Source organism: Massilia sp. Se16.2.3, assembly GCF_014171595.1.
GTDB lineage: Bacteria > Pseudomonadota > Gammaproteobacteria > Burkholderiales > Burkholderiaceae_D > Telluria.
The window spans coordinates 3473313-3494290 of sequence record NZ_CP050451.1; the positions used below are offsets into that span (position 1 = coordinate 3473313).

Below are 20978 nucleotides of genomic sequence, written 5' to 3' on the forward strand. Positions count from 1 at the left end.
CATGGAGGAAGCATGGATACGCTGATGGACTCTATCTACACGGACGGACCGCGCCTGGTGGCCGACATCGGCGGCACCAACGCCCGGTTCGCGCTGGAGCGCGCGCCGGGCAAGCTGTCGCTGGCGCGCACGCTGGCCTGCGCCAATTATCCGCGCTTCGAAGACGCCGCCGCGGCCTACCTGGCCGGCGCCGGCGCCGGCTTGCAGCGCGTGCGCCACGCGGTGGTGGCCATTGCCAACCCGGTCGATGGCGACGCGGTCCGCATGACCAATCACGACTGGGCGTTTTCCACCCGGCTCGCGGCGCGCGAACTGGGCCTGGACACGCTGCTGGTGGTGAACGACTTCACGGCCCCTGGCGATGAGCCTGCCGCGCCTGTCCGGCGCCGAGCTGGCCCGGTGGGCGGCGGCGTGGCCCGTCCCGGCTGCGCAATCGGGCTGGTCGGCGCCGGCACAGGGCTCGGTGTCTCGGGCCTGGTCCCGGCGACGGACGGCTCGTGGACGCCGCTGCACAGCGAGGGCGGGCACGTCTCCTTCGCGCCGGCCGACGAGCGCGAAGTGGCGGTGCTGCGCCATTGCTGGGAGCGTTACGAGCACGTGTCGGCCGAGCGCCTCGTGTCGGGGCCGGGCATTGCCCTGATCCACGAGGGCCCTTGCGGCCGGCCGCCCCGGCAAGCCCGCACTCCCGCTCGACACGCCGACGATCGTCGCCCATGCACTCGACGGGCGCGACCCGCTCTGCCTCGAGACCCTCGAATGCTTTGCCGGCATGCTCGGCACGGTGGCGGCCAACCTGGCGGTGACCCAGGGGGGCACGCGGCGGCATCTATATCGGCGGCGGCGTGGTGCCGCGCCTGGGTACCTGGTTCGCGCGTTCCCCTTTTCGCGCGCGCTTCGAGCACAAGGGGCGTTTCACCGGCTTCACCGCCGCCATCCCTACCTGGGTGGTGACGGCGCCCTACCCTGCACTGACTGGCGCGGCCGCCCTGCTGGCGGCCACACTGGAAACCAGCGCCACGCGGGAGATCGCACATGCAGGCTAAGCCCATGCGCTCGCCCTTGCTGTGGGTACCGAGCGGCTACTTCACGATGGCGCTCGGCTATGTGATGCTCACCAGCGTGACCGCCATCATGTTCAAGAACCTGGGCATGGACAACGGCCGCGCAGCAGGGTATTCGAGCCTGCTGATCCTGGCCTACACGATCAAGCCGCTGTTCGCGCCTTTCGTGGAGATGTACCGCACCAAGAAGTTTTTCGTGCTGTGGGCCCAGGTGCTGATCGGGGCCGGTTTCGCCGGCGTCGCCCTGGCCTTCAGCCTGCCGGGATACATGACTGTGCTGATGGCGGCCTTCTTCGCGCTGTCCTTCGTCGGCGCCACCCAGGACGTCGCCAGCGACGGCGTGTATGTCACCTCGCTCGATGCCCGCGCCCAGTCGCTGTACTGCGGCATCCAGAGCCTGTCCTGGAACATCGGTCCGATCGTCGCTTCCGGCGGCATGGTCTACCTGAGCGGCTACCTGCACAGCCATGTCTACGGCCACGACGCCAGGGTGTTCGGACCGGACTGGATCGATGCCTGGCGCGTGATCTTCCTGCTGGTGGCGGGCGTCACGCTGCTGATGGCGGCCTGGCATGCGCGCACCATGCCCGATGGCGCGCGTGCTGCCGACACGCCATCTTCCGTGCGCGACGCCGGGCGCATCCTGCTCGACGCTTTCGTCACGCTGTTCAGGAAGCGCGGGATCTGGCGCATGCTGGCCTTCGCCTTCCTGTTCCGCCTCAGTATCGGGCTGCTGGAAAAGATCGGGCCCTTCTTCATGGTCGACCCGGCTTCGAAAGGCGGACTCGGCATGTCGAACGAGTTGCTTGGCCTCGTCTATGGCACCTACGGGCTGGCCGCCGTGCTGGTCGGCTCGCTGCTGGGTGGCTGGTACGTGGCCCGGCGCGGCCTGAAAGCCACGCTCTTCGTGCTCTGCTGCGCAGTGAACATTCCGAACGTGACTTTCCTCCTGATGAGCATTTACCTGCCATCGAGCCTGTTCGTCATCGCGGCCGGCGTCGTCATCGAGAAGTTCTTCTTCGGCTTCGGTGCGGTCGGCTTCATGATCTACCTGATGCAGCAGCTCGCGCCGGGCAAATACACGACCACGCACTATGCCTTCGGTACCGGGGTGATGGGCCTGTGCGGCATGGTCACGGGCGTCGTCAGCGGCCACCTGCAGGAGATGCTGGGCTATGTCAGCTACTTCGCTTTCGTCATGGTGGCGACCATTCCCTCGTTTATCGCCACCTGGTGTGCGCCTTTCCATCAGGCCGATCCGGGCGCGGTCGCGATCGACGCCGACGGCAAAGCGGTGGCGGCATGAGGCGCTTCCTCTGCCTGCTGTCGCTGGTGGCCGGACCAGCTGCCGCCGCGCCGACGGTCGCGCCGATCAAGGTGAACGGGCTGGGCTTCCTGCCTGGCGCGCAGAAGCTGGCGGTGCTGCCGGCCGGCGCGGGCGACCGGTTCGAGGTCGTCGGCGAAGACGGCAAGCGCGTGTTTGCGGCCGCCTTGTCCGCGCCGGTGTCGTGGGCGCCCTCCGCCGAGCGGGTACGCGTGGCCGACTTCAGCGGGCTCGCGGCGTCGGGCAGTTACCGGCTGCGCGTGCCCGGGCTGCCGCTGTCGGACCGGTTCGTCGTCGCCCCCGATGCCTATCGTTCGCTTGGCGCGGCGGCCCTGAAAGCCTTCTACTTCAACCGCAGCGGCATCGCGCTGGACGTCCGGCATGCCGGGGCATACGCGCGCGCGGCCGGGCACCCTGACGACACCGTGCTGGTGCACGCCTCGGCGGCCTCGCCAGGCCGCCCGGCCGGCACCGTCATTGCCGCGCCGCGCGGCTGGTACGATGCAGGCGACTACAACAAGTACGTCCCGAGCGCCGCCATCTCGACCTGGACGCTGCTGGCCTTGCTCGAGCATTTCCCGGACGCCTACCGCGGCGAGGACGTCAACATCCCTGAATCCGGCGACGCCGTGCCCGACCTGCTGGATGAGGCCATGTGGAACCTCGACTGGATGCTGGCGATGCAGGATCCGCAGGATGGCGGCGTCTACCACAAGCTCACCAACCTGCGCTTCGACGCCATGGTGCTGCCGCACGAAGCGATGCGCGAACCGCGCCATGTGGTGGCCAAGAGCACGGCGGCGGCGCTCGACTTTGCCGCGACGATGGCGGTGGCCAGCCGTGTCGTGGCCGCTTACGAGGGGCGCTGGCCGGGGCTGTCGCAGCGCATGCTGGCCGCTGCCGAAGCGGCATGGCGCTGGGCGCAGGCGCATCCCGCCGTCCATTTCAAGAATCCTCCCGACGTGCTGACCGGCGAGTACGGCGACACGCAGCTGGCCGATGAACGCGCATGGGCGGCGGCCGAGCTCTACATCACGACCGGGAAGGACAGCTATGGCGCGGCGATGCAGCTGGACCCCCTCCCACCACCGTGCCGACCTGGGACGACGTGCGCGCGCTAGCGTGGATGTCGCTCGCCCACCACCGCGCGCGCCTGGGCCGTGCGGAGGACCGCGCCCTGGTCGCCCGCGGCGTCGATGCGCTGGCGGCGCGCCTGGCACGGCAGTCCAAGGCTGCCGGCTACCGGGTCTGGATGGAAGGACCGGACTTTGTCTGGGGCAGCAATGCCGTGATGCTTAACGGAGCGATGCTGCTGTTGCAGGGCTACCGCCTGAATCCGAAGCCGGAATACTTGGCGGCGGCCCAGTCCGGCCTCGACTGGGTCCTGGGACGCAATCCGACGGCCCGTTCCTTCGTCACCGGCTTCGGTGCGCGCCCCTCGCTGCATCCGCATCACCGGCCCTCGATCGGCTACAAGCTGGCGGCGCCCGTGCCCGGCTTCGTCACCGGCGGACCCAATCCCCTCCAGCAGGACAAGGCGGAGTGCCCGCCCTATCCATCGCGCCTGCCGGCACTGTCCTATCTCGACCACGCCTGCAGCTATGCCAGCAACGAGGTCGCCATCAACTGGAACGCGCCGCTCGTCTACGTGACGGCGGCCCTGCGGGCCCTGACGCCGAAGGAAACCACGATGAAGCCACCCCTCGCGAACCTCGACGACCTGCTGCGCGAAGAAGAACAGCTGCGCTTCGAACGCTTCAGCAATGCCGACGCGCTCGACATCGGCATGCGCCTGGTGGCCCTGGCGCGAGAGGCGGGCAAACCGGTCACGATCGAAATCCGCCGCAACGGCGCGCTGCTGTTCGCGCACGCGACGGACGGCGCGCCGCCCGACCACGCCGAGTGGATCCGCCGCAAGGCCAACCTGGCGAACCGGCTCGGACACAGTTCGTATTACGTGCATACGGAGGTGCTGGCGCGCGGCGGCGACATCGATGCGATGCCGGGGTTCGATGCGCGCGACTATGCCGCCCACGGCGGGGCGTTCCCGATCGTCGTGGAGGGCAGCGGGCAGATCGGCACGATCACGGTCTCCGGTCTGCCGGGGCCGCAGGACCATGCACTGGTCGTGTGCGCCCTGCGTGCCTGGTTCAAGCGCGGCGCCTGAGGAGATGCACATGGACACACTGGTACATTGGGGCATCCTCGGCACGGGCGGCATCGCCCGCGCCTTCGCGCTGGCCCTGCGCGATACGCCGGGTGCGTGCCTGGCGGCGGTGGGTTCGCGCACACTCGCCTCGAGCACGGCATTCGTCGCCGAACTGGGCGCCCCGGCTGGCGCGCGTGCCTGCGGCTCGTATGAGGAGCTGGTCGCCACACCTGATGTGGACATCGTCTACATCGCGACCCCGCATCCGCTGCACGCCGTGAATGCCTTGATGGCCCTGGACGCAGGCAAGCCGGTGCTGGTCGAAAAACCGTTCGCGATGAGCCTGCGCGAGGCCGAGGCGGTGGTTGCCAAGGCGCGGGACAAGAAGCTCTTTCTAATGGAAGCAATGTGGACGCGGTTCATGCCGGCCTTGGAGGCGCTCAAACGCGTCGTCGACGCTGGCGAAATCGGCACGCCGACCCTGCTGCAAGCGGACTTCGGCTTCTCTGCCCCGCTCGACCCCGAGCACCGCGTCAACAAGCGCGCACTGGGCGGCGGCGCCTTGCTCGACCTCGGCATCTATCCGCTGTCGATCGCCAGCGCCATCCTGGCCAGCCCGCGGATATCACGGCGCAGGCGACATTCGGTCCGACCGGCGTCGACCTCACCACGGTATTCAGCCTGCGCCACCCGGGCGGCGCGCTCTCGAGCTGCAGCTGTTCGCTGCGCGCGCAGCCCGTCCGAGCTGACGGTGTCCGGCTCGCTGGGGAGCGTGCGCCTGGAATCGATGTTCCACATGGCGCAGGCGGTCGTCGTCGCCAACGCAAGCGGCGCCACGCGGCGCATCGACGCGCCCTTCCTCGGCAATGGCTACGTGCACGAGGCGCTGGCGGCGGGCGAAGCGCTGCGTGCGGGTCTGCTCGAACATCCTGTCATGACCCACGCCGATACCCTGGCTACCATGCGCGGGCTCGACACGATCCGCGCGCGCATCGGGCTGCGCTATCCGGGCGACTGAGAGCGCCTGACCAAACCTCCGGGCGTATCCCTGGCAGTGCAACCGGAGACCTTCGTTGAGACCCCGAGGACTATCTGATGAACGTCCGCAGTCGACCCGAAGCGGACGGTCACCTTCTAGCTTCGAAGCTTAGTTCTCCGTCAAGGTCAACGCCATAGTGGCCAAGCGGAGTTCCAAAGGAATAGCAATCTTCGTAGTCCCTTCCAATCGCGCTACAGTGGATGACGAGTGAGTGCTTGTTTTCGAAGTCGAGGCGCAGATCAAACGCCGGAATGGAACAGTTCACTGCCGTGATCCGTTGTCCACAAACGGTTTGGCTGCCGTTGACCATCGGGCCATCATTGGCGTTTGACATATGGCTTCCTGCAATGACTTCTGATTCAGCGTCGATTCGCCATGGGCACCAGATCAGCATTGAAAAGGCACCGTCATATAGCCGGACTAGCTCACTCAAACAAGGATTGTTCGTAGGCTTTCGTTTGAGCGTCCGAACGCCAATGCTTAGGCCGAGGACAGACCCTGAACCTTCACCGCAAACGGCGCCCCAACATTCTTCGCCGACCAATGCTGACAGATCGCGCAGGAGCGCATCGCGTAAGGACATGCTGACTTCCTAGTTAATTGTTGAGGTGTCTGTTGTCACAGTCCGCTCTTGGCCGAAAGCGGCCGGTCGTCAGGCGGTCAGTGTACCGGATCAGTTGTCAGTCAGGAATTTTTTTGAGGTCCGGCTTGCGTTTGGCGAGCGTCCGCTGCCGCCTCTCAGCGCACGGTCGAGTGCCGACTGCGTGCTTCTCAAAGAATTGATCCTAGCTAGTTATTCGCGTCGGATATGCTCGTCATCAGAAGATACATTTGGACTTATATTTGGGTAGCGACTAGAGTACAACGGAATTCGGGCAATATTGCTGCGACTCGGCTTGTAAGAATTTCCTCAGCTTGTTCTATCGAAGAGCGGCAAATATGCGCACTCCACTCCCAGATAACACTAGTCGTAGAGTGATCTCATCCTATGAAAACAATGGGCTGTTGTATGGCACTCTGCTCGGTGTTCTTGTAGGCGTTCTGATAGCGGGACCGCACTTCAACGACTGGGCGATTGAAAAAATCCTGGCAGCTATCGCTGTGTCATCGGCTGTGATCGGGAGTGTAGGCCATTTTGTGATTTGGATTGTCTACGTCGCTATGAGTGAAGGACCAGGTTCCGATGATGATAGTGAGGTGCAGGATGGTTCCTCGACGAATGGCACTTACCAAATCGAAGACTGACAAACGGCGCCGCGTCAGAGAAGGTAGGGTGAAGGACTGCTCCTGGCCGATTGCAATGGGATGGACTCCTCCTCCCCCTGAGGGCACGTTAGTGCCAAACTGGAGTTTCCACACAACCGGTTTGGAAAGAAGGAGTCCGCCATGAAGATTATGCGCGTTGGGGTCGATTTGGCAAAGAATGTCTTTCAGTTGCACGGTGTAGACCGCTCGGAAAAGCTGGTCTGGCGGTGCAAGCTGGCCCGGGGTGACTGGATCAAGGTACTGCTCGCGAGGATTGAGCCGGGCTGCGAGATCGGTATGGAAGCGTGTAGCGGCGCGCACCACTGGGCTCGACTATTGCAGGCAGAAGGTTTTACGGTGAAGCTAATTGCTCCGCAGTTCGTAAAACCCTATGTCAAGAGCAACAAGAACGACGCCAACGACGCCGAGGCAATATGCGAGGCGATGAGCCGGCCGAGCATGCGTTTCGTAGCCGTCAAAACCGTCGAGCAGCAGGATATCCAAGCTACACACCGGGTGCGCTCGGGTTTGATGGATCAGCGCAAAGCGAAAGCCAACCAGCTGCGAGGTCTGGCGTCTGAATATGGGTTGGTAGCGCCGAAAGAACTGGTGCACTTGAGGTCGGCAATCCCGCGCTGGCTTGAGGATCAGGAAAACGGGCTAAGCGAACGCTTTCGTCGGCTGTTGCGTGGCCTGTGGCGAGATCTGCTCACTTTCGACGAGCGTATCGAAGAACTCGACCGGGAGATAGAACAGCTTGCTCGGCAAGACCCAGCAGCTGTACGTTTGCAGCAAGTGCGTGGCATCGGGCCGCTTACCGCGACGGCATTGCTGGCAACGGTTGGAGACGCGAGTCAGTTTTCCAACGGTCGAGAGATGGCTGCTTCGTTTGGGCTGACGCCCAAACAAAACAGCTCTGGAGGAAAGGAGAGATTGCTCGGCATTAGCAAGCGAGGCGACGCTTATCTGCGCAGTTTGCTCGTGCATGGCGCCCGAGCGGTTATCCGAACGGCTCAAGCGAAAACGGATCGTTTGAGCACACGGGTAATGCGCATCGCGACGACGCGACACCCGAATATTGCCGCGGTAGCGTTGGCGAACAAGATGGCTCGCATAGCCCGGGCAATGCTCACTAAAGGAACCGATTATCAACCTCAAACCGCGTAAGCACAGCACTAGAAGTACCTGAAGAAGTCTCTGAACCACGATTGCATGACAAGCCGCGTGATGGCCAACAGGTCGAACCGGCGCTGGCGAAACCCGATAACGTCTGAGGCCTTCGAGCCCGTGATAGCAATAGGGAGTCAGCGCGCGAATAGCCCATCAGGGTCTAGCACCTGTGACAGGTGCAGCGTTACGAGACCGGATATACGTGAGCAGTCGTACCTCACGGCCTGAAGACGGATTGTTTGCAAACGAGGAGGAGTCCATATACAGACGTTCAGAATGACCCAGTGTATGGCGTTGTCTTAAGGACAAGCAAGGGTTTTTACTAGGATTCCAAGTCCCTATTCGGTCAACTTGCGATTCCCCGCCGACGAGACGATCTCGTCGTGCCGCTCGTTGTCGGTCTTGTGCAGGTAGGCCGCCGTGGTGGCGATGTTGGCGTGGCCAGCCGTGTCCTGCAGGGTTTTCAGCTGCACGCCATTGTTGGCGTGGTTGGTCAGCATACTGTGGCGCAGCCAGTGGGCCGAGGCGTGGCGCAGCACGGCGGCCGTGTCGCCGTCGCCCGCTGCTGCGGCCACGGCGGCCGCCTCGGCGAAGATGCCTTTCAGCGCTTCCGAGGCGGCTTCGTCGGTCAGGCGGGTGATCGCCCGGCTGCGGCTCGACAGCACCAGCGGCGTGCGGTCGGCGCGCGCAACCTCCGGCGGAAACCCGAAGGCGACGCGGTAGCTGCGAAAGGCGTCGAGCATCTCCCCCGGCACCGGCAGGCGGCGCGGCTTGTTGCCCTTGCCGACCACGTCGAGCCACCAGCGCTCGTTGCCTTCCGTGTAGATCGAGCCCATGCTGGCGCCGACGATCTCGTTCAGGCGGGCACCCGTGTGGGCGAAAGCGATCAGGAGGAAGCGGTCGCGCTCGCGCCGGCGCAGTGCGGCAGGCGTGTCGGCGGGCCGGCGCGTGGCGGTGGCAATGGCCAGCGCGATCGCGTCCAGCGTCAGGTAGCGCGTGATGCGGCTGGCGGCCGGGGTACGCACATTGCGCACCAGCGCGCCGGGATTGCGGCGCAGGTAGCCGGTCTGCTCGGCAAAGGCCATCAGCCCCTTGACCGCGATCATCGCCTGGCGCCGGCTCGGATCGGACAAGGGCCCGGTGAAGGGCCGGTAGCGCGGGTCGTTGCGCGGCCATTTGGTCGTCGAGATCCAGTCCGCCGGGGGATTCCTGAGGAACTCCTTGTAGGCATTCAGGTCGGCCACGTTCAGGCTCGCCAGGGACTTCTTCGCCTCTTCCCGGCACCAGGTGAGGAAGCGGTAGAGTTCCTTCTGGGTGTTGGCGACGGACTTGGGACTCAATTCGCCGTTGGCGATGAATTCCCTGGCGATCTCGGCATCGGTCTGGGCCTCGGTGATGGGATCGTCGGCCACGCGGAACATCTTGACGCCGAGGCGGCCGCTGGGCGCGGCTGCGCCGGCGTCTGCCGGGGTAGGACCGAGGTCGATGGGAATGAACTTCGTCATGCTGCATGGATTGATACTGTATGGGCATACAGTATATCATGGCAATCGGTCCGGGTTGCAGCATTCGCAACTGCCCCATGCTAAGCTGTTCGCATTCGATCCAGATCAACAGGAAGACCATGAATGCGATTCAACTCGACACCGGCGACGCCCTCATCGTCGTGGACCTGCAAGTCGATTTCCTCCCTGGCGGCGCGCTTGGCGTGCCGCGCGGCGACGAGGTGATCGAACCAATCACGCGCTTGATCAACCTGTTTCGCCAGCAAGGCTTGCCCATCTACGCCTCGCGCGACTGGCACCCCGAGAACCATGTCTCCTTTGCCGAGCGCGGCGGGCCGTGGCCGCCCCACTGCGTGGCCGGCACCGCAGGCGCGGCCTTTTCCGACCGGCTCGACTTTCCGCCGGAGACCGTGATCGTGTCCAAGGCCGATACGGCCGACGCCGATGCCTATTCCGCCTTCAACGGTACCGGGCTCGCTGCGAAGCTGCGCGAGCGCGGCGTGGAACGCGTCGTGGTCTGCGGGCTGGCGACTGACTATTGCGTGCTGAACACGGCGAACGACGCGCTGGAAAACGGCTTCGCCGTGCTGGTCGTGCCGGAGGCCGTGCGCGCGGTGGATGTGCAACCGGGCGACGGCGAGCGGGCGCTTGCCGCGATGGTGGCGCGTGGCGCGCAGCAAGTAGGCCTGGACGCACTGGCAACGGCCGCCACGCCGGCTTGAGTTCAGCCGGCCGCGCGGCCGCCAGCAATGAAAAACCCGGTCACGGCATCCGCCGGACCGGGTTTTTTCATGGGCGCCCGCCGGCGCCCTGCCGTGCAATCAGGATTGCACGCCGTTCAGTTTCGAACGCGAACGGGCGTAGCCGAAGTAGACAACCAGGCCGAGCACGAGCCAGACCAGGAAGGCGACCCAGGTGGTGAGGCTGAGGAAGGACATCAGCGCGAAGCAGAAGATGATCGCCAGTGCCGGGATGACCGGCACGCCCGGGCAGCGGAAGGCGCGGTGCAGGTCCGGGCGCTTCTTGCGCAGGATGATGACGGCCAGCGACACCAGCGAGAAGGCTGCCAGCGTGCCGATGTTGACCAGCTCGGCCAGCACGTCCAGCGGCACGACCGCGGCGATCAGGCCGAAGATGATGCCGACCATCCAGGTGGCGAAGAACGGGGTGCCGTATTTCGGATGCACGGTCGACAGGCGTGCCGGCAGCAGGCCGTCGCGCGACATCGCGTACAGGATGCGGGTCTGGCCGTAGGCCATCACCAGGATCACCGTGCTCATGCCCAGGATCGCCGCCAGGTCGACGAAGCCGGCGACCCAGTCTTGTCCGGCGAACTGCAGGGCCAGCGACACGGGGTGATCGACGCCCTTGAACTGCATGAAGGGCACGATGCCGGTCATGATGGCCGCAACGACCACGTACAGCACGGTGCAGATGCCGAGCGAGCCGATGATGCCGATCGGCAGGTCCTTCGCTGGATTCTTGACTTCCTCGGCGGCCGAGGTGACGGCATCGAAACCGATGAACGCGAAGAACACCAGGGCGGCCGCGCTCATCACGCTACCCATGCCAAACGGCATGAACGGCTGCCAGTTGTCCGGTTTGACATACTGCACGCCGACGAAAATGAACAGCAGCACGACGCCAGTCTTGATCAGCACCATGATGTTGTTGATGCGGGCCGACTCGCGCACGCCCAGCGAGAGCATGAAGGTCAGCACCATCATGATCAGGAAGGCCGGCAGATTGAACACCGTCTGCACGCCCGGAATGGCACCGGGCGCGGCGCGCAGGGCTTCCGGCAGGACGACCCCGATGCCCTTGAGCAGCGACTGGAAATAGCCCGACCAGCCGACAGCAACGGTCGACGTCGCCAGGCCGTATTCGAGCAGCAGGTCCCAGCCGATCATCCAGGCGACGATTTCGCCCAGGGTGGCGTAGGAATAGGTATAGATGGAACCGGCGACCGGCACGGTCGAGGCAAATTCGGCATAGCACAAGGCGGCGAAACCGCAGGCGATGGCAGCGATGACGAAGGACAGGGTCAGCGCCGGGCCCGCGGTGACGGCGCCGGTGCCGGTCAACACGAAGATACCCGTGCCGACGATTGCTCCGATACCCATCAGGATCAGGTCCATTGGACCGAGCACCTTTTTAAGGCCGCCAGGCTTGTTGCTGGCCGCGACCATGGTATCGAGATTTTTCGTTCTAAAAAGACTCACTGCGTGTTCTCCTGTTTTTCATTATCTTTCTCCTCCAGGAACGGCGCCGTTGCCGGCTCCCCTCCCCGCTTTCCCGCTTTGCTACTTGCTGCCGGCCCTGCCGCTGGCTTGCATGCGACCGCGAGGCGGCAACATCGTTCAACGCCGACGGAATCGGGTAGGAGCTGCACGAAGGTATGCACTACCAGGGGAAACACGCCCGTGTTCGCAGACAGGAACGCGCTCGACCGCGCTGACAGCGCCGGGCAGCGATACGCCTGCGCTGCCCGCCGTAAATACGCGATAACAAAAAGCCAGCACGGTATTATTGCTCCGGCAACCCCTGTTGAGCAAGCGCCCGTCATCGCGCGCCGCCCCACCGGAGCGCTTTTTTCCGTTCCGCGTCGTATTTTTCGCTCTCCGGCGGGAAGCGGAGACGGCCGCGGCGCCCTTACGCCCGCTGCCGACGCCTTCGCTGCGACCACAGGCGCCAGTACAGCGCGCCGTTCACGGCCAGCACCAGCGCCGCCAGGACCAGCTGGTGCGTGCGCGTCAAGCCGCCCGGGTACAGCAGGGACAGCAGGTAATGTTCGACAAAGCCGCCACCGTAGCCGTCCAGGCCCGCACGCAGGCGCAAGTCGTTTTCAATCGTGGTCAGCGGACAGATCCACCCGTTCAACTCGATCAGCACGCCCCACGCCGCTGCCGGCAGGTGCAGCCGGGCCAGGTGCGGGCGGCGCAAGACCAGGAAGGCGCCGAGGGCCACGAACAGCACGAAGGCGGCGTGCAGCACCGGGACCAGCGCGGCGCCCGGGGCGGCCATCATGGCGCCGGCACCTCGGCCGGGGATGTCGCCGCCGCCGCCGCCGGGGCAGGCGCTGCGCCATCGACGCACTCGCGCGCGAAACTGCCCAGCATCGCGATCGCCGTGGCCGCCGTGCGCAGGTAGAAGGCCTGCAGGTGGAACACGTGCCAGCGGCGCCGGTGCACCTCCAGGCGCGCGTTCACCCCGCAGGCGCGGGCGTGCGCTGCCAGCCGGGTGGCGTCGGCCAGCATGATTTCCTCGTCACCGACCTGCACCGGGAACGGCGGCAGCCCGGCCAGGCTGGCCTGTAGCGGCCGATGGGCGTCGATGCCCGGCGGGCAGGCATACCAGTCGATGCCCCGGCGCACCCAGCCGGCGCGCACCATCGGGTCGCGCGCGGCATTCCCCCCTCACGCAGGGGTCGCCCAGCGTGGGGTCGGTCACCGGGGAGATCAGTGCCAGGCCCGCGGGAAGCGGCGATCCGCCGTCGCGCAGGCGGATCGCCACGGCCAGCGCCGGGGCCGCGCCGGCCGAGTCGCCGGCCAGGACGATCTGGTGCGCCGCCAGGCCACGCGCGCGCATGGCGCCGTAGCAGGCCAGCGCGTCTTCCGGGCTGCGGGATAGGGGTGCTCGGGCGCGAGGCGGTAATCCGGCACCCAGACCGGCAGGCCGGCGCTTCTCGCCAGCCGCGTGGTGATGCTGCTGTGGGTCGCCGGGTTGCCCGGGCAGAAGGCACCGCCGTGCAGGTAGAGGATGGCGCCGGCGCCAGGCTGCGCGCCCTGGGGTGACGATCTCGGTCGGCACCCCGCCTGTCCGCGCACGGCGGCGCATGACGCCGCCCACGCCCGGCATCAGCGGCGCCAGCAGGTTCACAGCGAAGCGCTGGGCGCGCGCGCCGAACGGCGGCCCGATCAGCGGCTTGAAGCAGGCGCGCAGGAAGCCGCGCTGGAATGCGGCGGCGAAGCGTTCGCGCCGGGACGGGTGGTCGGCCACGGCGAGCGCACCGGGCTGCCCGGGCAGCGGCAGGGTAAAACGGTAGGCGAGCAGGCTCGCATGGCGGGTCAGCCAGCGGTAGCTGAAGGTAAACCCTGGCCAGTTGGCGCTGTTGTGGCCGTTGCGGTCGAGATACCAGCTGCGGCAGCCGTTCCAGACGCTGCGGCCCAGGCGCCGGCGCAGGCCGGCGTTGAAGCGGAAATGCACGCTCGGGTCGACCTCGATCGCGCTGGCACCGGCACGGCGCAGCGCATTCATGCAGCGCACCACGTGTTCGGCCTGGCTCTCGAGCATGTAGACGATGGAGTTGTGGCCGAGGTTCGTGTTCGGGCCATACAGCATGAAGAAGTTCGGAAAACCCGGCACCGTCATGCCCGGGTAGGCGCTCGCGCCGTCCCGCCAGGCGGCGTTCAGGTCGCGCCCGCCCCGCCCGCGAATCGTCATGGGCGCGAGGAATTCGGTGGCGGCAAAGCCGGTGCCGTAGATGATGGCGTCGACTTCGACGTGGTGCCCGGCCGCGGTCTCGATGCCGGACGGCGTAATGCGGACGATCGGGTCGGTGACCAGTTCCACGTTGGGGCGCGCGAAGCAGCCGAGGTAGTCGTCCGACAGCAGGATGCGCTTGCAGCCGACCGGGTAGTCGGGCTGCAGCTGCGCCCGCAGCGCCCCGATTCCACCTGCCGTTCCAGCATGCGCCGGAATGGCAGGCCGACCGCGAACCACATCAGGCGTTGCAGGCGCGTGAAGGCCAGCGCGCGCGCCTCGTATTTCGCGTAGATCAGGCCTCGGTGCAGGCGCATCAGCACAGGCAGGCGGCGAAACAGCGTACGCCGCCAGGCCGGATAGGGGCCGGTCGGCGCGCGCTTTCAGCCAGGAGGCCGAACGCTGGAACACGGCCAGCCGGGCGACTTGCCCGGCAATTGCCGGGATGAACTGGGTGGCCGAGGCGCCGGTCCCGATGACGGCGACGCGCTTGCCCGCGAGCGCGTAGCCATGGTCCCACTCGGCCGAGTGGAAGGCGCGGCCGCGGAAACTGCCGGCACCGGGGATGTGCGGCAGCGCCGGACGGGAAAGGAGCCCCGTGGCGCTGACCAGGATGCGCGTGCGGAGTTGCCCGCCGCCGGCCAGGGTGATGCTCCACAGGTCATGTTCGTCGTCGAAGGAGGCGTTTTCGACCGCGGCGGCGTAGCGGATGTGTCGTTCGACATCGAAGCGCCGGGCGCAGTCGCGCAGGTAGGCGTGGATCTCGGCCTGGCCTGCGAAGTGGTGCGACCAGTCGGGATTGGGCGCGAACGAAAAGGAATACAGGTGCGAGGGCACGTCGCAGGCGGCGCCGGGGTAGGCATTGTCGCGCCAGACGCCGCCCAGGTCCGCTTTCTTTTCCAGCAGCAGCAGGCGTTCGATGCCGGCGCGTTTCAGCGCGACCGCCATGGCGATGCCGCCGAAACCCGCGCCGATCACGACCGCTTCCAGCGGTGGGTCGGCCTCGCTGGTTTCGCGGGCGGCGGGTCGATCGGGCGCGCTGGTCATCTGGGCTTCCTCCCGGGGGAGACGGGTAAGCGAATGATTCTCGCATGCAACAATCACGGCGACAATGCGCTGGGCATGGATTCGTGGATCGGGCCCGGCACTGCATCGTCCCCTTGCCCGCTGTTCGCCGCTGTGGCGTGTCGATGCCGCGTGCATGACGCCGGTCCATGCGGCGCTGGTGTAGCATGCGCGGACGCACGCGGCTCGGCAAGCGCGGCACACGTACAGGGAGAAGCACATGGCGGGACCATCGAAGTGGCTGGCTGCGGGACTGTTCGCGTTCCCGCTGCTGGCGGGCGCGGCGCAGCCGATCGTCGAGGTATACAAGAGCGCCAGCTGCGGCTGCTGCAAGGGCTGGATCAGGCATCTGGAGGAAAACGGCTTGAGCGTGCGCGCGCATGACGTGCCCGACACAAGCGAATACCGGGCGAAGTTCGGCATCCCGCAGGCGCTCGGCTCCTGCCACAGTGCGCGCGTCGGTGCCTATGCCATCGAAGGACACGTGCCTGCGAGCGAGATCAAGCGCCTCCTGGCGACAAAACCGAAGGCGGCCGGGCTGGCGGTGCCGGCGATGCCGCTCGGCTCGCCCGGCATGGAGGGACCGCGCAACGATCCCTACGACGTGCTGCTCGTGGCGAAAGACGGCAAGACGAGCGTGTACAGACACTACGACTAGGGTCGCAGGCCAGGCGTGCTCCTACAAGGTCTTGCCAGTGCTGCCGATGGCGCGTCCGGCGCGGCCAGGCGACAATCGCGCCATCGATATCGACAACGCAGACAGGAGAGCACCATGGGGACGGAAGCATCGAGTACCTCCGGCAACGCGCCGGGACCATCGGCGACGCTTGGCGTCGGCGGCGCGACGAGCGGCCAGGAAGGAGCGACGCCCACGCACGAAACGCAAGCCGAGACCGGCGGCAGCGGCGGCGCGCAACTGACCCAAAGCCAGGGCGAAGGCATCGGCGCGCCTGCCGGCCAGGCCGGCGTCACGGCAGGGAACCCAGCCCCTTCAAAGGACAGCGCGATGCAGAGCGGCGCGACGGGCGCGCAGGATACGCGCGCGCGGCAAGCCGGCGGCACCGGCACCGGGCTCGGCTCGCCCGAATCCGGTGCCAACCAGTCGGAAGACGATTTGCCGCCGACGCCGTAACGGGTGCCGCGGGCGGATCGGTTCAGCCCACCCGCCCGCTGCTGCCGCCATCGAGCGTGATCGTGCCGTGCTCGCCGGGGTCGACGTCCGGCGTGGTGCCGGTCATGGCCGCTTTTGCCATCTGGAACAGGCGCACCATCTTGCTGTCGTTCGAGTCCCAGTACTCGGCGCTGTGCGGCGCCACGCGCACCAGCACGACGTGCTCGTCGTCCGGGCCGTGCGGGAACCAGGCCTGCACCATCGGGTTCCACAGGGCGCGGATGCGCTCGCGGTCGACCACGCGCTCGGCGGTGCCGCTGATCGATACATACAGGCTGTCGTCCGGCTGGGCAAAGCTGACGTTCACCTCCGGCTGCATCGCGATGTTCTGCCACAACGGTGTGTGGATCGAGGTGTAGAACCACAGGCCGCCCTCGGTGTCGGTTTCCTGGTTGGTCATCGGGTGGCTGATCAGGTGGCCGTGCTCGTCGACGGTGGTAAACATCGCGAAGCGCATCGAGCGGATCTTGTCGGCCAGCGCGGCCGCCTGGGCGGTAGCGTTCGTCGTGGACATGTTGAATCCTTCTTCGTACGTTGATCGAAGCGCCAGCCTAGCGCGAACTGTCGCGCGGCTCGGTGCGGCGCCGAACCGAGTCCGCGCCGAACTCGGAATCAGCCGCCGGCGCGCGCCGGCTCGTAGCGACCAGGCGCGAGCGTGCCCAGCGGATCGAGCGCCCCCTGATGATGCGCGCGACCGTGCGCCAGTAGCTGTCGCTGCCGGGGTCCAGCCTGCCCATGGCGTGGTTGCCGACACGGTAGGGAATGTAGCCGGCGTCGAACATCCGGCCGAAGACCTCGTCGTGGCAGGCGCGTGCACGCGCCGCTTCGTGCGGGTCGTGCTTGTCGTAGGCGACCGTGAGCACACCGCCCAGCGTACGCTCGTTGATCATGCTGAAGGTGGCGAACAGGTCGAAGCCGTGGCGCTCGAAGCTGGGGCGCGCCAGTTCGTGCACGGCCAGCATGTCGGCGCCGCGCAGCGGCAGCACCGGCGACACCCACAGCAGGCCGCAGCCGTCGCGTGCGGGGTCGGCGGCCTCGGGAAAGGCGGCCGGCAGCCCGGCCAGGCGGCGCCAGTAGGCACCTGCCGGGAAGCGCCCGTCGGGCACGCCCCGGTTCATGGCGAACAGCGATTCGCCGAGCGCCACGCGGGCACGCAGGCGGCGCCCGGCGCGGCTTTCGCCCAGGCAGCGGCCGACCAGGGCGCCAAGGCGCAGGCTGCGCTCGCTGACGAAACGCAGCCGTCCCGGCAGGCCGCGTAGCGCGCGCCGCAGCGCCGCACGCGCGGCCGCCACCGGGCATCCGATCCATAGAGCGCGCCGGACACGGTCCAGGGGGCGATGTCGCCGCCGGCGCAGAGCGCGGCGCGCGCGGCCTCCGGCAGGCGCGATCCCTGCGGCACCTGTGCGCGCGGGAATACCATGCCGCCCGAGATCACCCGCATGTCGTTGCCAATGTGGACGATGCTGCGCAGGGTACCGTCCAGGCGCAGCGGGCGCAGCGCGTCGACGACGGCGGCAATGTCGGCGTGCTCAGGCACGCTGTAGAGGAAATGGTTGACGCACGCCGCCTTCGGCATCAGCCAGATGCCCAGGCGCGTGACCACGCCCAGATTCGACTGGGTGAACAGGCCGTCGAGGAAAGGCCCGACGCCGTAGGGGAACAGATGGGTGGTTTTCGCTCCGTGATAGTGGCCGAAACCGGTTTCCAGCAGCTCGCCGTCGGCCATCACGATCTGCATGCCGGCCACGTGCTGCAGGCGATTCCCATGGGGGGAATGGCCGAAGCCGCGCTCCATGATGTTGCCGATGTAGCTGGTGTCGGGGCCGGCGCCGGTGCAATCGGCCCACAGCAGGTCGCCATGCTCGCGCAGGTAGCTTGAAAGCTGGCGCTGGGTGACGCCGGGCTCGATGACGGCATAGGCCAGCTCGGTGTCGACGTGGTGGATGCGGTTCATCCGCGACAGGTCGAGCAGCACCTGGCCGGCGCCGACGGCGCAGGCGTCGCCATAGCCCCAGTTCTTGCCGGTGCTGATCGGATAGACAGCCAGGCCGTGCTGCGCGGCGAGGCGCACGACCCCGGCCACCTGGCCGGCATCGGCAGGGCGCACCACGGCCAGGGGGCCGCATCGGACGCCCAGCGGTGCTGCGCGCATAGCGCTCGCGCGTGGCATCGTCGCGCAGCACGTGCTCGTGGCCGACCAGGTCTGCCATCGCCGCGAGGGGCCAGGTCGGCGCCGGCGCGCAGGTCGGAAAGGTTGGTCATGCCGCCTCCTCCATGCCGCACAGGCGCGCCAGGCGGCGCGCGATGCCGGGCTCGTCCTCCCGGGCGAAGAAATAGGGATAGAAGGAACGTTCGGCGCCGTCGGCGAGAACACCGCCGCCCCAGCGCGCGATCTGCGTCGCCATGTGGTCGAGCGGCAGGCGCAGCAGGACGGCCGGCGCGCCGACCCGGCTGCAGGGCCGTTCGCCGCCGAAATCGGCGAAGCCGAGCATGCGCTGGTAGAAGGCGACATGGCGCGGATTGACCTCGATGACGTAGTCGGTATAGCCGTGCAGCCGGTTCGCGTACAGGTAGGAGATATGGATCAGGGCGGCGAACACGCGCCTGGACATGCCTGGGTCGATCGCCAGCCGCGAAGGCTCGCACAGGCGCCGTCCCCTGGCGCCGCAGGAGCACAAGGCGGTCGCCAAAGTTCTCGTCCGCCGGCAAGCGGCCGCGCATGTCCAGGCACAGGCTCATGGTGCCGACCAGTTCGCCGGCGGTTTCGGCGTACAGCGTGATCCTGTCGCCCGTATCGGGATCGAGGCCGTCGCCCCCTCGCTGGCATAGCCGCGCCAGGCGTACATGCGATCGAGCAGGACGCGCGCCTGGCCGCGGTCGCGCGGCGAGTCGGCCAGGCGGACGTTGAAGACCTGGTCGTCGGCGGGAATGCCGCCAGGGCGTGGGGCGGTAGCCGCGCTGGCACGGGCGCGGGCTGCCGCATGGAAGCTTGCGATGGGCATGTCGTCTGCTACAGGTGTTTCATCTACCAGCATGCTTGTTCTCCAGTGATATCGTCCCGCCCCCGGCGGAAACGTGGCGAAAATGTGGCAAAGCGTGCGGCTCAGCCACGGGACTGCCAATGAGACAAGGTCAGCAGTAGGCAGGTTCCCGGCTTTGCGGCAACTTCTTTGCGGTATGAACATGCATCAAGCTTCGGAGCAATTTGCCACAAGCATGCGCTGGATGGTTTCGTGGCCTCGCTGGGGGATGCCGCGACGCATTTTTGAGCGGCATCAAGGGCAAAAAGGGGTGGCGAAACGGGCGTCGTACGCGGCCATATAATCGCTGGGCGGCCTGCCGGTCCGTGCCGTCCGCCAGTTCACATCGAGGACTCCCGAATGCCGCTCGCTCACCGCCGCCTGTCGCCCCGGCCGCATGCTCCCCTGCCCTGTCGCGCGTCGCCATGAGGGCGCATCCTGTATGCGTTTCCGGTGCTCGCCCGCTGCCGCCCGGCGAACGCGAACCTGCGCCGTGCGGCCCTTCGTGTGCGCTCTGGCCTGCAACACTCGGCACCGCGCAGCGGTGCAAGCGCCATGGGTAGCCGGCCCTGCCCAGGCGGGCCGCCTTCGGGTGCCGCACCGCGGCTGGTCGCCCATGTGGTCAGCCGGCTCGATTCTGGGGGAGCGGCCTGCTCGACCTGATCGCCCACCTGCCGGGCGACCGTTATCGCCACGCCGTACTGTGCCTGCGCGACCACGGGGTCCTGCACGCCCAGCTGCGCGAGCGCGGCGTCAACGTGATCGACCTGAACCGCAGCGAAGGCGCCTATCCCGGCCATTTCCTGCGCCTGGTGCGCGCCCTGCGCGGCCTGCGTCCGCACCTCGTGCATACGCGCAACCTGGGCGGCCTGGAAGGCCAGCTGGCAGCGTTTCTCGCCGGCGTGCGCCTCCGGGTGCATGGCGAGTACGGCCGCGAACCGGCCGAGCCCTGCCGTTCGCGCCCGCCCAGCCTCGTGCGGCGCGCCATGCGCCCGCTGGTCGGCCACTACGTTGCGAGCAGCATCGAACAGGAGCGCTGGCTGATCGAGCAGGTCGGGGCCGAGCCCGCGCGCGTCTCGCACATCTCGAACGGGGTCGACAGCCTCGAATTCCATCCGCGCCACGGGGCCGCACGCCGCCATCGGTCCCGAGGGTTTCATGTGCCATGACGCGTTTGTCATCGGCAGCGTCGGGCGCATGGACGATGTCCAGAACGATACGACCCTGGTCGAGGCATTCCTGCGCCTGATCGCTTCGCCCCACCCGGCGCATGCGCGCCTGCGCCTGCTGATCGTGGGCGACGGTCCGACGCGCGCCGAATGCCAGTCCATGCTCGACCGCGCAGGCGCCGCCGGACGCGCCTGGCTGCCGGGCGAGCGCGCCGACCGCGCGCGCCTGATGCGGGCGATGGACCTGATGGTCTTGCCGGCGCTGGCCGAAAGCAGCGGCAACGTGCTGCTCGAAGCCATGGCCAGCGGCCTGCCCGTCGTCGCCACCGCCGTCGGTGCGCACAAGGAACTGGTGCAGCCGGGGCTGACCGGCATCCTGGTGCCGCCGATGTCGCCCGACGTGATGGCCGCCGCGATTGCCGATTACTGCCGCATCCCCGACATGGTGGCGCGCCATGGCGCCCGCGCCCGCGGCAACGTCATCGCCCACCACAGCCTGCCGGCGATGGCGCGCGGCTACCTGGCGGTGTACGACGCGCTGGCCGGCGCGGGCGCCGGCTCCTGAGACGCCCTGGCTT

22 protein-coding genes and 4 pseudogenes are annotated in these 20978 nt (G+C 67.2%); 14 read left to right on the forward strand and 12 right to left on the reverse strand.

Annotated features, from left to right (window positions below):
- Positions 1-24: 24 nt before the first annotated feature.
- The 7 genes and pseudogenes from G4G31_RS28530 to G4G31_RS15855 all read left to right on the forward strand — a co-directional run.
- A pseudogene (locus G4G31_RS28530) lies at positions 25-612 on the forward strand (glucokinase); the annotation flags it as partial.
- Between the two features lie 91 nt (positions 613-703).
- A pseudogene (locus tag G4G31_RS28535) lies at positions 704-751 on the forward strand (hypothetical protein); the annotation flags it as partial.
- Positions 752-845: 94 nt separating this feature from the next.
- Entirely contained in the window at positions 846-1043 is a 198-nt protein-coding gene (locus tag G4G31_RS28540; RefSeq protein WP_308622176.1) for a glucokinase, read from the forward strand.
- Positions 1033-2367 carry an MFS transporter gene (locus G4G31_RS15845; RefSeq protein ID WP_182988469.1) on the forward strand — a complete coding sequence of 445 codons (1335 nt, stop codon included), beginning with the start codon at positions 1033-1035 and terminating at the stop codon, positions 2365-2367. The genes G4G31_RS28540 and G4G31_RS15845 overlap by 11 nt, the downstream gene beginning before the upstream one ends.
- Positions 2364-3506 carry a glycoside hydrolase family 9 protein gene (locus tag G4G31_RS15850; protein WP_267873617.1) on the forward strand — a complete coding sequence of 381 codons (1143 nt, stop codon included), beginning with the start codon at positions 2364-2366 and terminating at the stop codon, positions 3504-3506. Before G4G31_RS15845 ends, G4G31_RS15850 begins: the two co-directional genes overlap by 4 nt.
- The gene (locus G4G31_RS27620) at positions 3476-4552 is read left to right on the forward strand and encodes a heme-degrading domain-containing protein (RefSeq protein WP_267873618.1); all 1077 of its coding nucleotides are present in this window, start codon (positions 3476-3478) and stop codon (positions 4550-4552) included. Before G4G31_RS15850 ends, G4G31_RS27620 begins: the two co-directional genes overlap by 31 nt.
- Positions 4553-4562: 10 nt before the next feature.
- Entirely contained in the window at positions 4563-5552 is a 990-nt protein-coding gene (locus tag G4G31_RS15855; protein ID WP_308621573.1) for a Gfo/Idh/MocA family oxidoreductase, read from the forward strand.
- A 109-nt stretch (positions 5553-5661) separates the two neighbouring features.
- Here the strand turns inward: G4G31_RS15855 and G4G31_RS15860 are convergent, their stop codons facing one another.
- Positions 5662-6156, reverse strand: coding sequence for a hypothetical protein (locus G4G31_RS15860; protein ID WP_182988470.1), 495 nt, complete (start codon positions 6154-6156; stop codon positions 5662-5664).
- 356 nt (positions 6157-6512) lie between these two features.
- Between G4G31_RS15860 and G4G31_RS15865 the strand changes: the two genes are divergently transcribed.
- Both G4G31_RS15865 and G4G31_RS15870 read left to right on the forward strand, forming a co-directional pair.
- On the forward strand, positions 6513-6818 hold the full coding sequence (locus tag G4G31_RS15865; RefSeq protein ID WP_182988471.1) for a hypothetical protein: 306 nt from the start codon (positions 6513-6515) through the stop codon (positions 6816-6818).
- A gap of 141 nt (positions 6819-6959) precedes the next feature.
- Entirely contained in the window at positions 6960-7985 is a 1026-nt protein-coding gene (locus G4G31_RS15870) for an IS110 family transposase (RefSeq protein WP_182988472.1), read from the forward strand.
- 341 nt (positions 7986-8326) lie between these two features.
- Here the strand turns inward: G4G31_RS15870 and G4G31_RS15875 are convergent, their stop codons facing one another.
- A complete protein-coding gene (locus G4G31_RS15875) occupies positions 8327-9493 on the reverse strand; it encodes a tyrosine-type recombinase/integrase (RefSeq protein ID WP_182988473.1) in 1167 nt (388 codons plus the stop codon).
- A gap of 119 nt (positions 9494-9612) precedes the next feature.
- Here G4G31_RS15875 and G4G31_RS15880 point away from each other — a divergent pair, with 119 nt between their 5' ends.
- Positions 9613-10215: a nicotinamidase gene (locus G4G31_RS15880; protein WP_182988474.1), complete on the forward strand. Its 603-nt coding sequence runs from the start codon at positions 9613-9615 to the stop codon at positions 10213-10215.
- A gap of 99 nt (positions 10216-10314) precedes the next feature.
- Here G4G31_RS15880 and G4G31_RS15885 read toward each other — a convergent pair whose 3' ends face one another.
- The 5 genes and pseudogenes from G4G31_RS15885 to G4G31_RS29235 form a co-directional block, all read right to left on the reverse strand.
- The gene (locus G4G31_RS15885) at positions 10315-11715 is read right to left on the reverse strand and encodes an amino acid permease (RefSeq protein WP_275944325.1); all 1401 of its coding nucleotides are present in this window, start codon (positions 11713-11715) and stop codon (positions 10315-10317) included.
- A 430-nt stretch (positions 11716-12145) separates the two neighbouring features.
- Positions 12146-12520 (reverse strand): DUF2784 domain-containing protein, encoded by a 375-nt coding sequence (locus tag G4G31_RS15890; protein WP_182988475.1) that lies wholly within the window; start codon positions 12518-12520, stop codon positions 12146-12148.
- The gene (locus tag G4G31_RS29225) at positions 12517-12867 is read right to left on the reverse strand and encodes an alpha/beta hydrolase fold domain-containing protein (RefSeq protein WP_374011249.1); all 351 of its coding nucleotides are present in this window, start codon (positions 12865-12867) and stop codon (positions 12517-12519) included. Before G4G31_RS29225 ends, G4G31_RS15890 begins: the two co-directional genes overlap by 4 nt.
- Positions 12761-13320: pseudogene (locus G4G31_RS29230) on the reverse strand (alpha/beta hydrolase fold domain-containing protein). The gene G4G31_RS29225 and the pseudogene G4G31_RS29230 overlap by 107 nt, the downstream one beginning before the upstream one ends.
- 1084 nt (positions 13321-14404) lie before the next feature.
- Positions 14405-15262 (reverse strand): annotated as a pseudogene (locus G4G31_RS29235) (flavin-containing monooxygenase); the annotation flags it as partial.
- Here G4G31_RS29235 and G4G31_RS15900 point away from each other — a divergent pair.
- Together G4G31_RS15900 and G4G31_RS15905 are read left to right on the forward strand one after the other, a co-directional pair.
- Positions 15261-15698 (forward strand): DUF411 domain-containing protein, encoded by a 438-nt coding sequence (locus tag G4G31_RS15900; protein ID WP_182988476.1) that lies wholly within the window; start codon positions 15261-15263, stop codon positions 15696-15698. The pseudogene G4G31_RS29235 and the gene G4G31_RS15900 sit on opposite strands and share 2 nt — an antisense overlap.
- Positions 15699-15812: 114 nt before the next feature.
- Entirely contained in the window at positions 15813-16172 is a 360-nt protein-coding gene (locus G4G31_RS15905) for a hypothetical protein (protein ID WP_182988477.1), read from the forward strand.
- A 22-nt stretch (positions 16173-16194) separates the two neighbouring features.
- Here the strand turns inward: G4G31_RS15905 and G4G31_RS15910 are convergent, their stop codons facing one another.
- The 5 genes from G4G31_RS15910 to G4G31_RS26410 form a co-directional block, all read right to left on the reverse strand.
- Positions 16195-16725: a pyridoxamine 5'-phosphate oxidase family protein gene (locus tag G4G31_RS15910; protein ID WP_182988478.1), complete on the reverse strand. Its 531-nt coding sequence runs from the start codon at positions 16723-16725 to the stop codon at positions 16195-16197.
- Between the two features lie 37 nt (positions 16726-16762).
- On the reverse strand, positions 16763-17356 hold the full coding sequence (locus G4G31_RS15915; protein ID WP_182988479.1) for a hypothetical protein: 594 nt from the start codon (positions 17354-17356) through the stop codon (positions 16763-16765).
- Positions 17326-18363, reverse strand: coding sequence for an FAD-dependent oxidoreductase (locus G4G31_RS15920; protein ID WP_182988480.1), 1038 nt, complete (start codon positions 18361-18363; stop codon positions 17326-17328). Before G4G31_RS15920 ends, G4G31_RS15915 begins: the two co-directional genes overlap by 31 nt.
- A gap of 106 nt (positions 18364-18469) precedes the next feature.
- The gene (locus tag G4G31_RS26405) at positions 18470-18901 is read right to left on the reverse strand and encodes a hypothetical protein (protein WP_229425035.1); all 432 of its coding nucleotides are present in this window, start codon (positions 18899-18901) and stop codon (positions 18470-18472) included.
- Between the two features lie 45 nt (positions 18902-18946).
- Positions 18947-19246 carry a hypothetical protein gene (locus G4G31_RS26410; RefSeq protein ID WP_210283257.1) on the reverse strand — a complete coding sequence of 100 codons (300 nt, stop codon included), beginning with the start codon at positions 19244-19246 and terminating at the stop codon, positions 18947-18949.
- A 692-nt stretch (positions 19247-19938) separates the two neighbouring features.
- Between G4G31_RS26410 and G4G31_RS26415 the strand changes: the two genes are divergently transcribed.
- The gene (locus G4G31_RS26415; RefSeq protein ID WP_229425619.1) at positions 19939-20400 is read left to right on the forward strand and encodes a glycosyltransferase; all 462 of its coding nucleotides are present in this window, start codon (positions 19939-19941) and stop codon (positions 20398-20400) included.
- Positions 20390-20965 carry a glycosyltransferase gene (locus G4G31_RS26420; protein WP_229425036.1) on the forward strand — a complete coding sequence of 192 codons (576 nt, stop codon included), beginning with the start codon at positions 20390-20392 and terminating at the stop codon, positions 20963-20965. Before G4G31_RS26415 ends, G4G31_RS26420 begins: the two co-directional genes overlap by 11 nt.
- Positions 20966-20978 lie beyond the last annotated feature (13 nt).

What these genes read in the sequence shown, in the direction of transcription:
- G4G31_RS15845 (WP_182988469.1), top strand. Translation starts at nt 1,033, where the DNA reads ATGCAGGCTAAGCCCATGCGCTCGCCCTTGCTGTGGGTACCGAGCGGC.
- G4G31_RS15850 (WP_267873617.1), top strand. Translation starts at nt 2,364, where the DNA reads ATGAGGCGCTTCCTCTGCCTGCTGTCGCTGGTGGCCGGACCAGCTGCC.
- G4G31_RS15855 (WP_308621573.1), top strand. Translation starts at nt 4,563, where the DNA reads ATGGACACACTGGTACATTGGGGCATCCTCGGCACGGGCGGCATCGCC.
- G4G31_RS15860 (WP_182988470.1), bottom strand. Translation starts at nt 6,156, where the DNA reads ATGTCCTTACGCGATGCGCTCCTGCGCGATCTGTCAGCATTGGTCGGC.
- G4G31_RS15865 (WP_182988471.1), top strand. Translation starts at nt 6,513, where the DNA reads ATGCGCACTCCACTCCCAGATAACACTAGTCGTAGAGTGATCTCATCC.
- G4G31_RS15870 (WP_182988472.1), top strand. Translation starts at nt 6,960, where the DNA reads ATGAAGATTATGCGCGTTGGGGTCGATTTGGCAAAGAATGTCTTTCAG.
- G4G31_RS15875 (WP_182988473.1), bottom strand. Translation starts at nt 9,493, where the DNA reads ATGACGAAGTTCATTCCCATCGACCTCGGTCCTACCCCGGCAGACGCC.
- G4G31_RS15880 (WP_182988474.1), top strand. Translation starts at nt 9,613, where the DNA reads ATGAATGCGATTCAACTCGACACCGGCGACGCCCTCATCGTCGTGGAC.
- G4G31_RS15890 (WP_182988475.1), bottom strand. Translation starts at nt 12,520, where the DNA reads ATGATGGCCGCCCCGGGCGCCGCGCTGGTCCCGGTGCTGCACGCCGCC.
- G4G31_RS15900 (WP_182988476.1), top strand. Translation starts at nt 15,261, where the DNA reads ATGGCGGGACCATCGAAGTGGCTGGCTGCGGGACTGTTCGCGTTCCCG.
- G4G31_RS15905 (WP_182988477.1), top strand. Translation starts at nt 15,813, where the DNA reads ATGGGGACGGAAGCATCGAGTACCTCCGGCAACGCGCCGGGACCATCG.
- G4G31_RS15910 (WP_182988478.1), bottom strand. Translation starts at nt 16,725, where the DNA reads ATGTCCACGACGAACGCTACCGCCCAGGCGGCCGCGCTGGCCGACAAG.
- G4G31_RS15920 (WP_182988480.1), bottom strand. Translation starts at nt 18,363, where the DNA reads ATGCGCGCAGCACCGCTGGGCGTCCGATGCGGCCCCCTGGCCGTGGTG.
- G4G31_RS26410 (WP_210283257.1), bottom strand. Translation starts at nt 19,246, where the DNA reads ATGCTGGTAGATGAAACACCTGTAGCAGACGACATGCCCATCGCAAGC.
- G4G31_RS26420 (WP_229425036.1), top strand. Translation starts at nt 20,390, where the DNA reads ATGTGCCATGACGCGTTTGTCATCGGCAGCGTCGGGCGCATGGACGAT.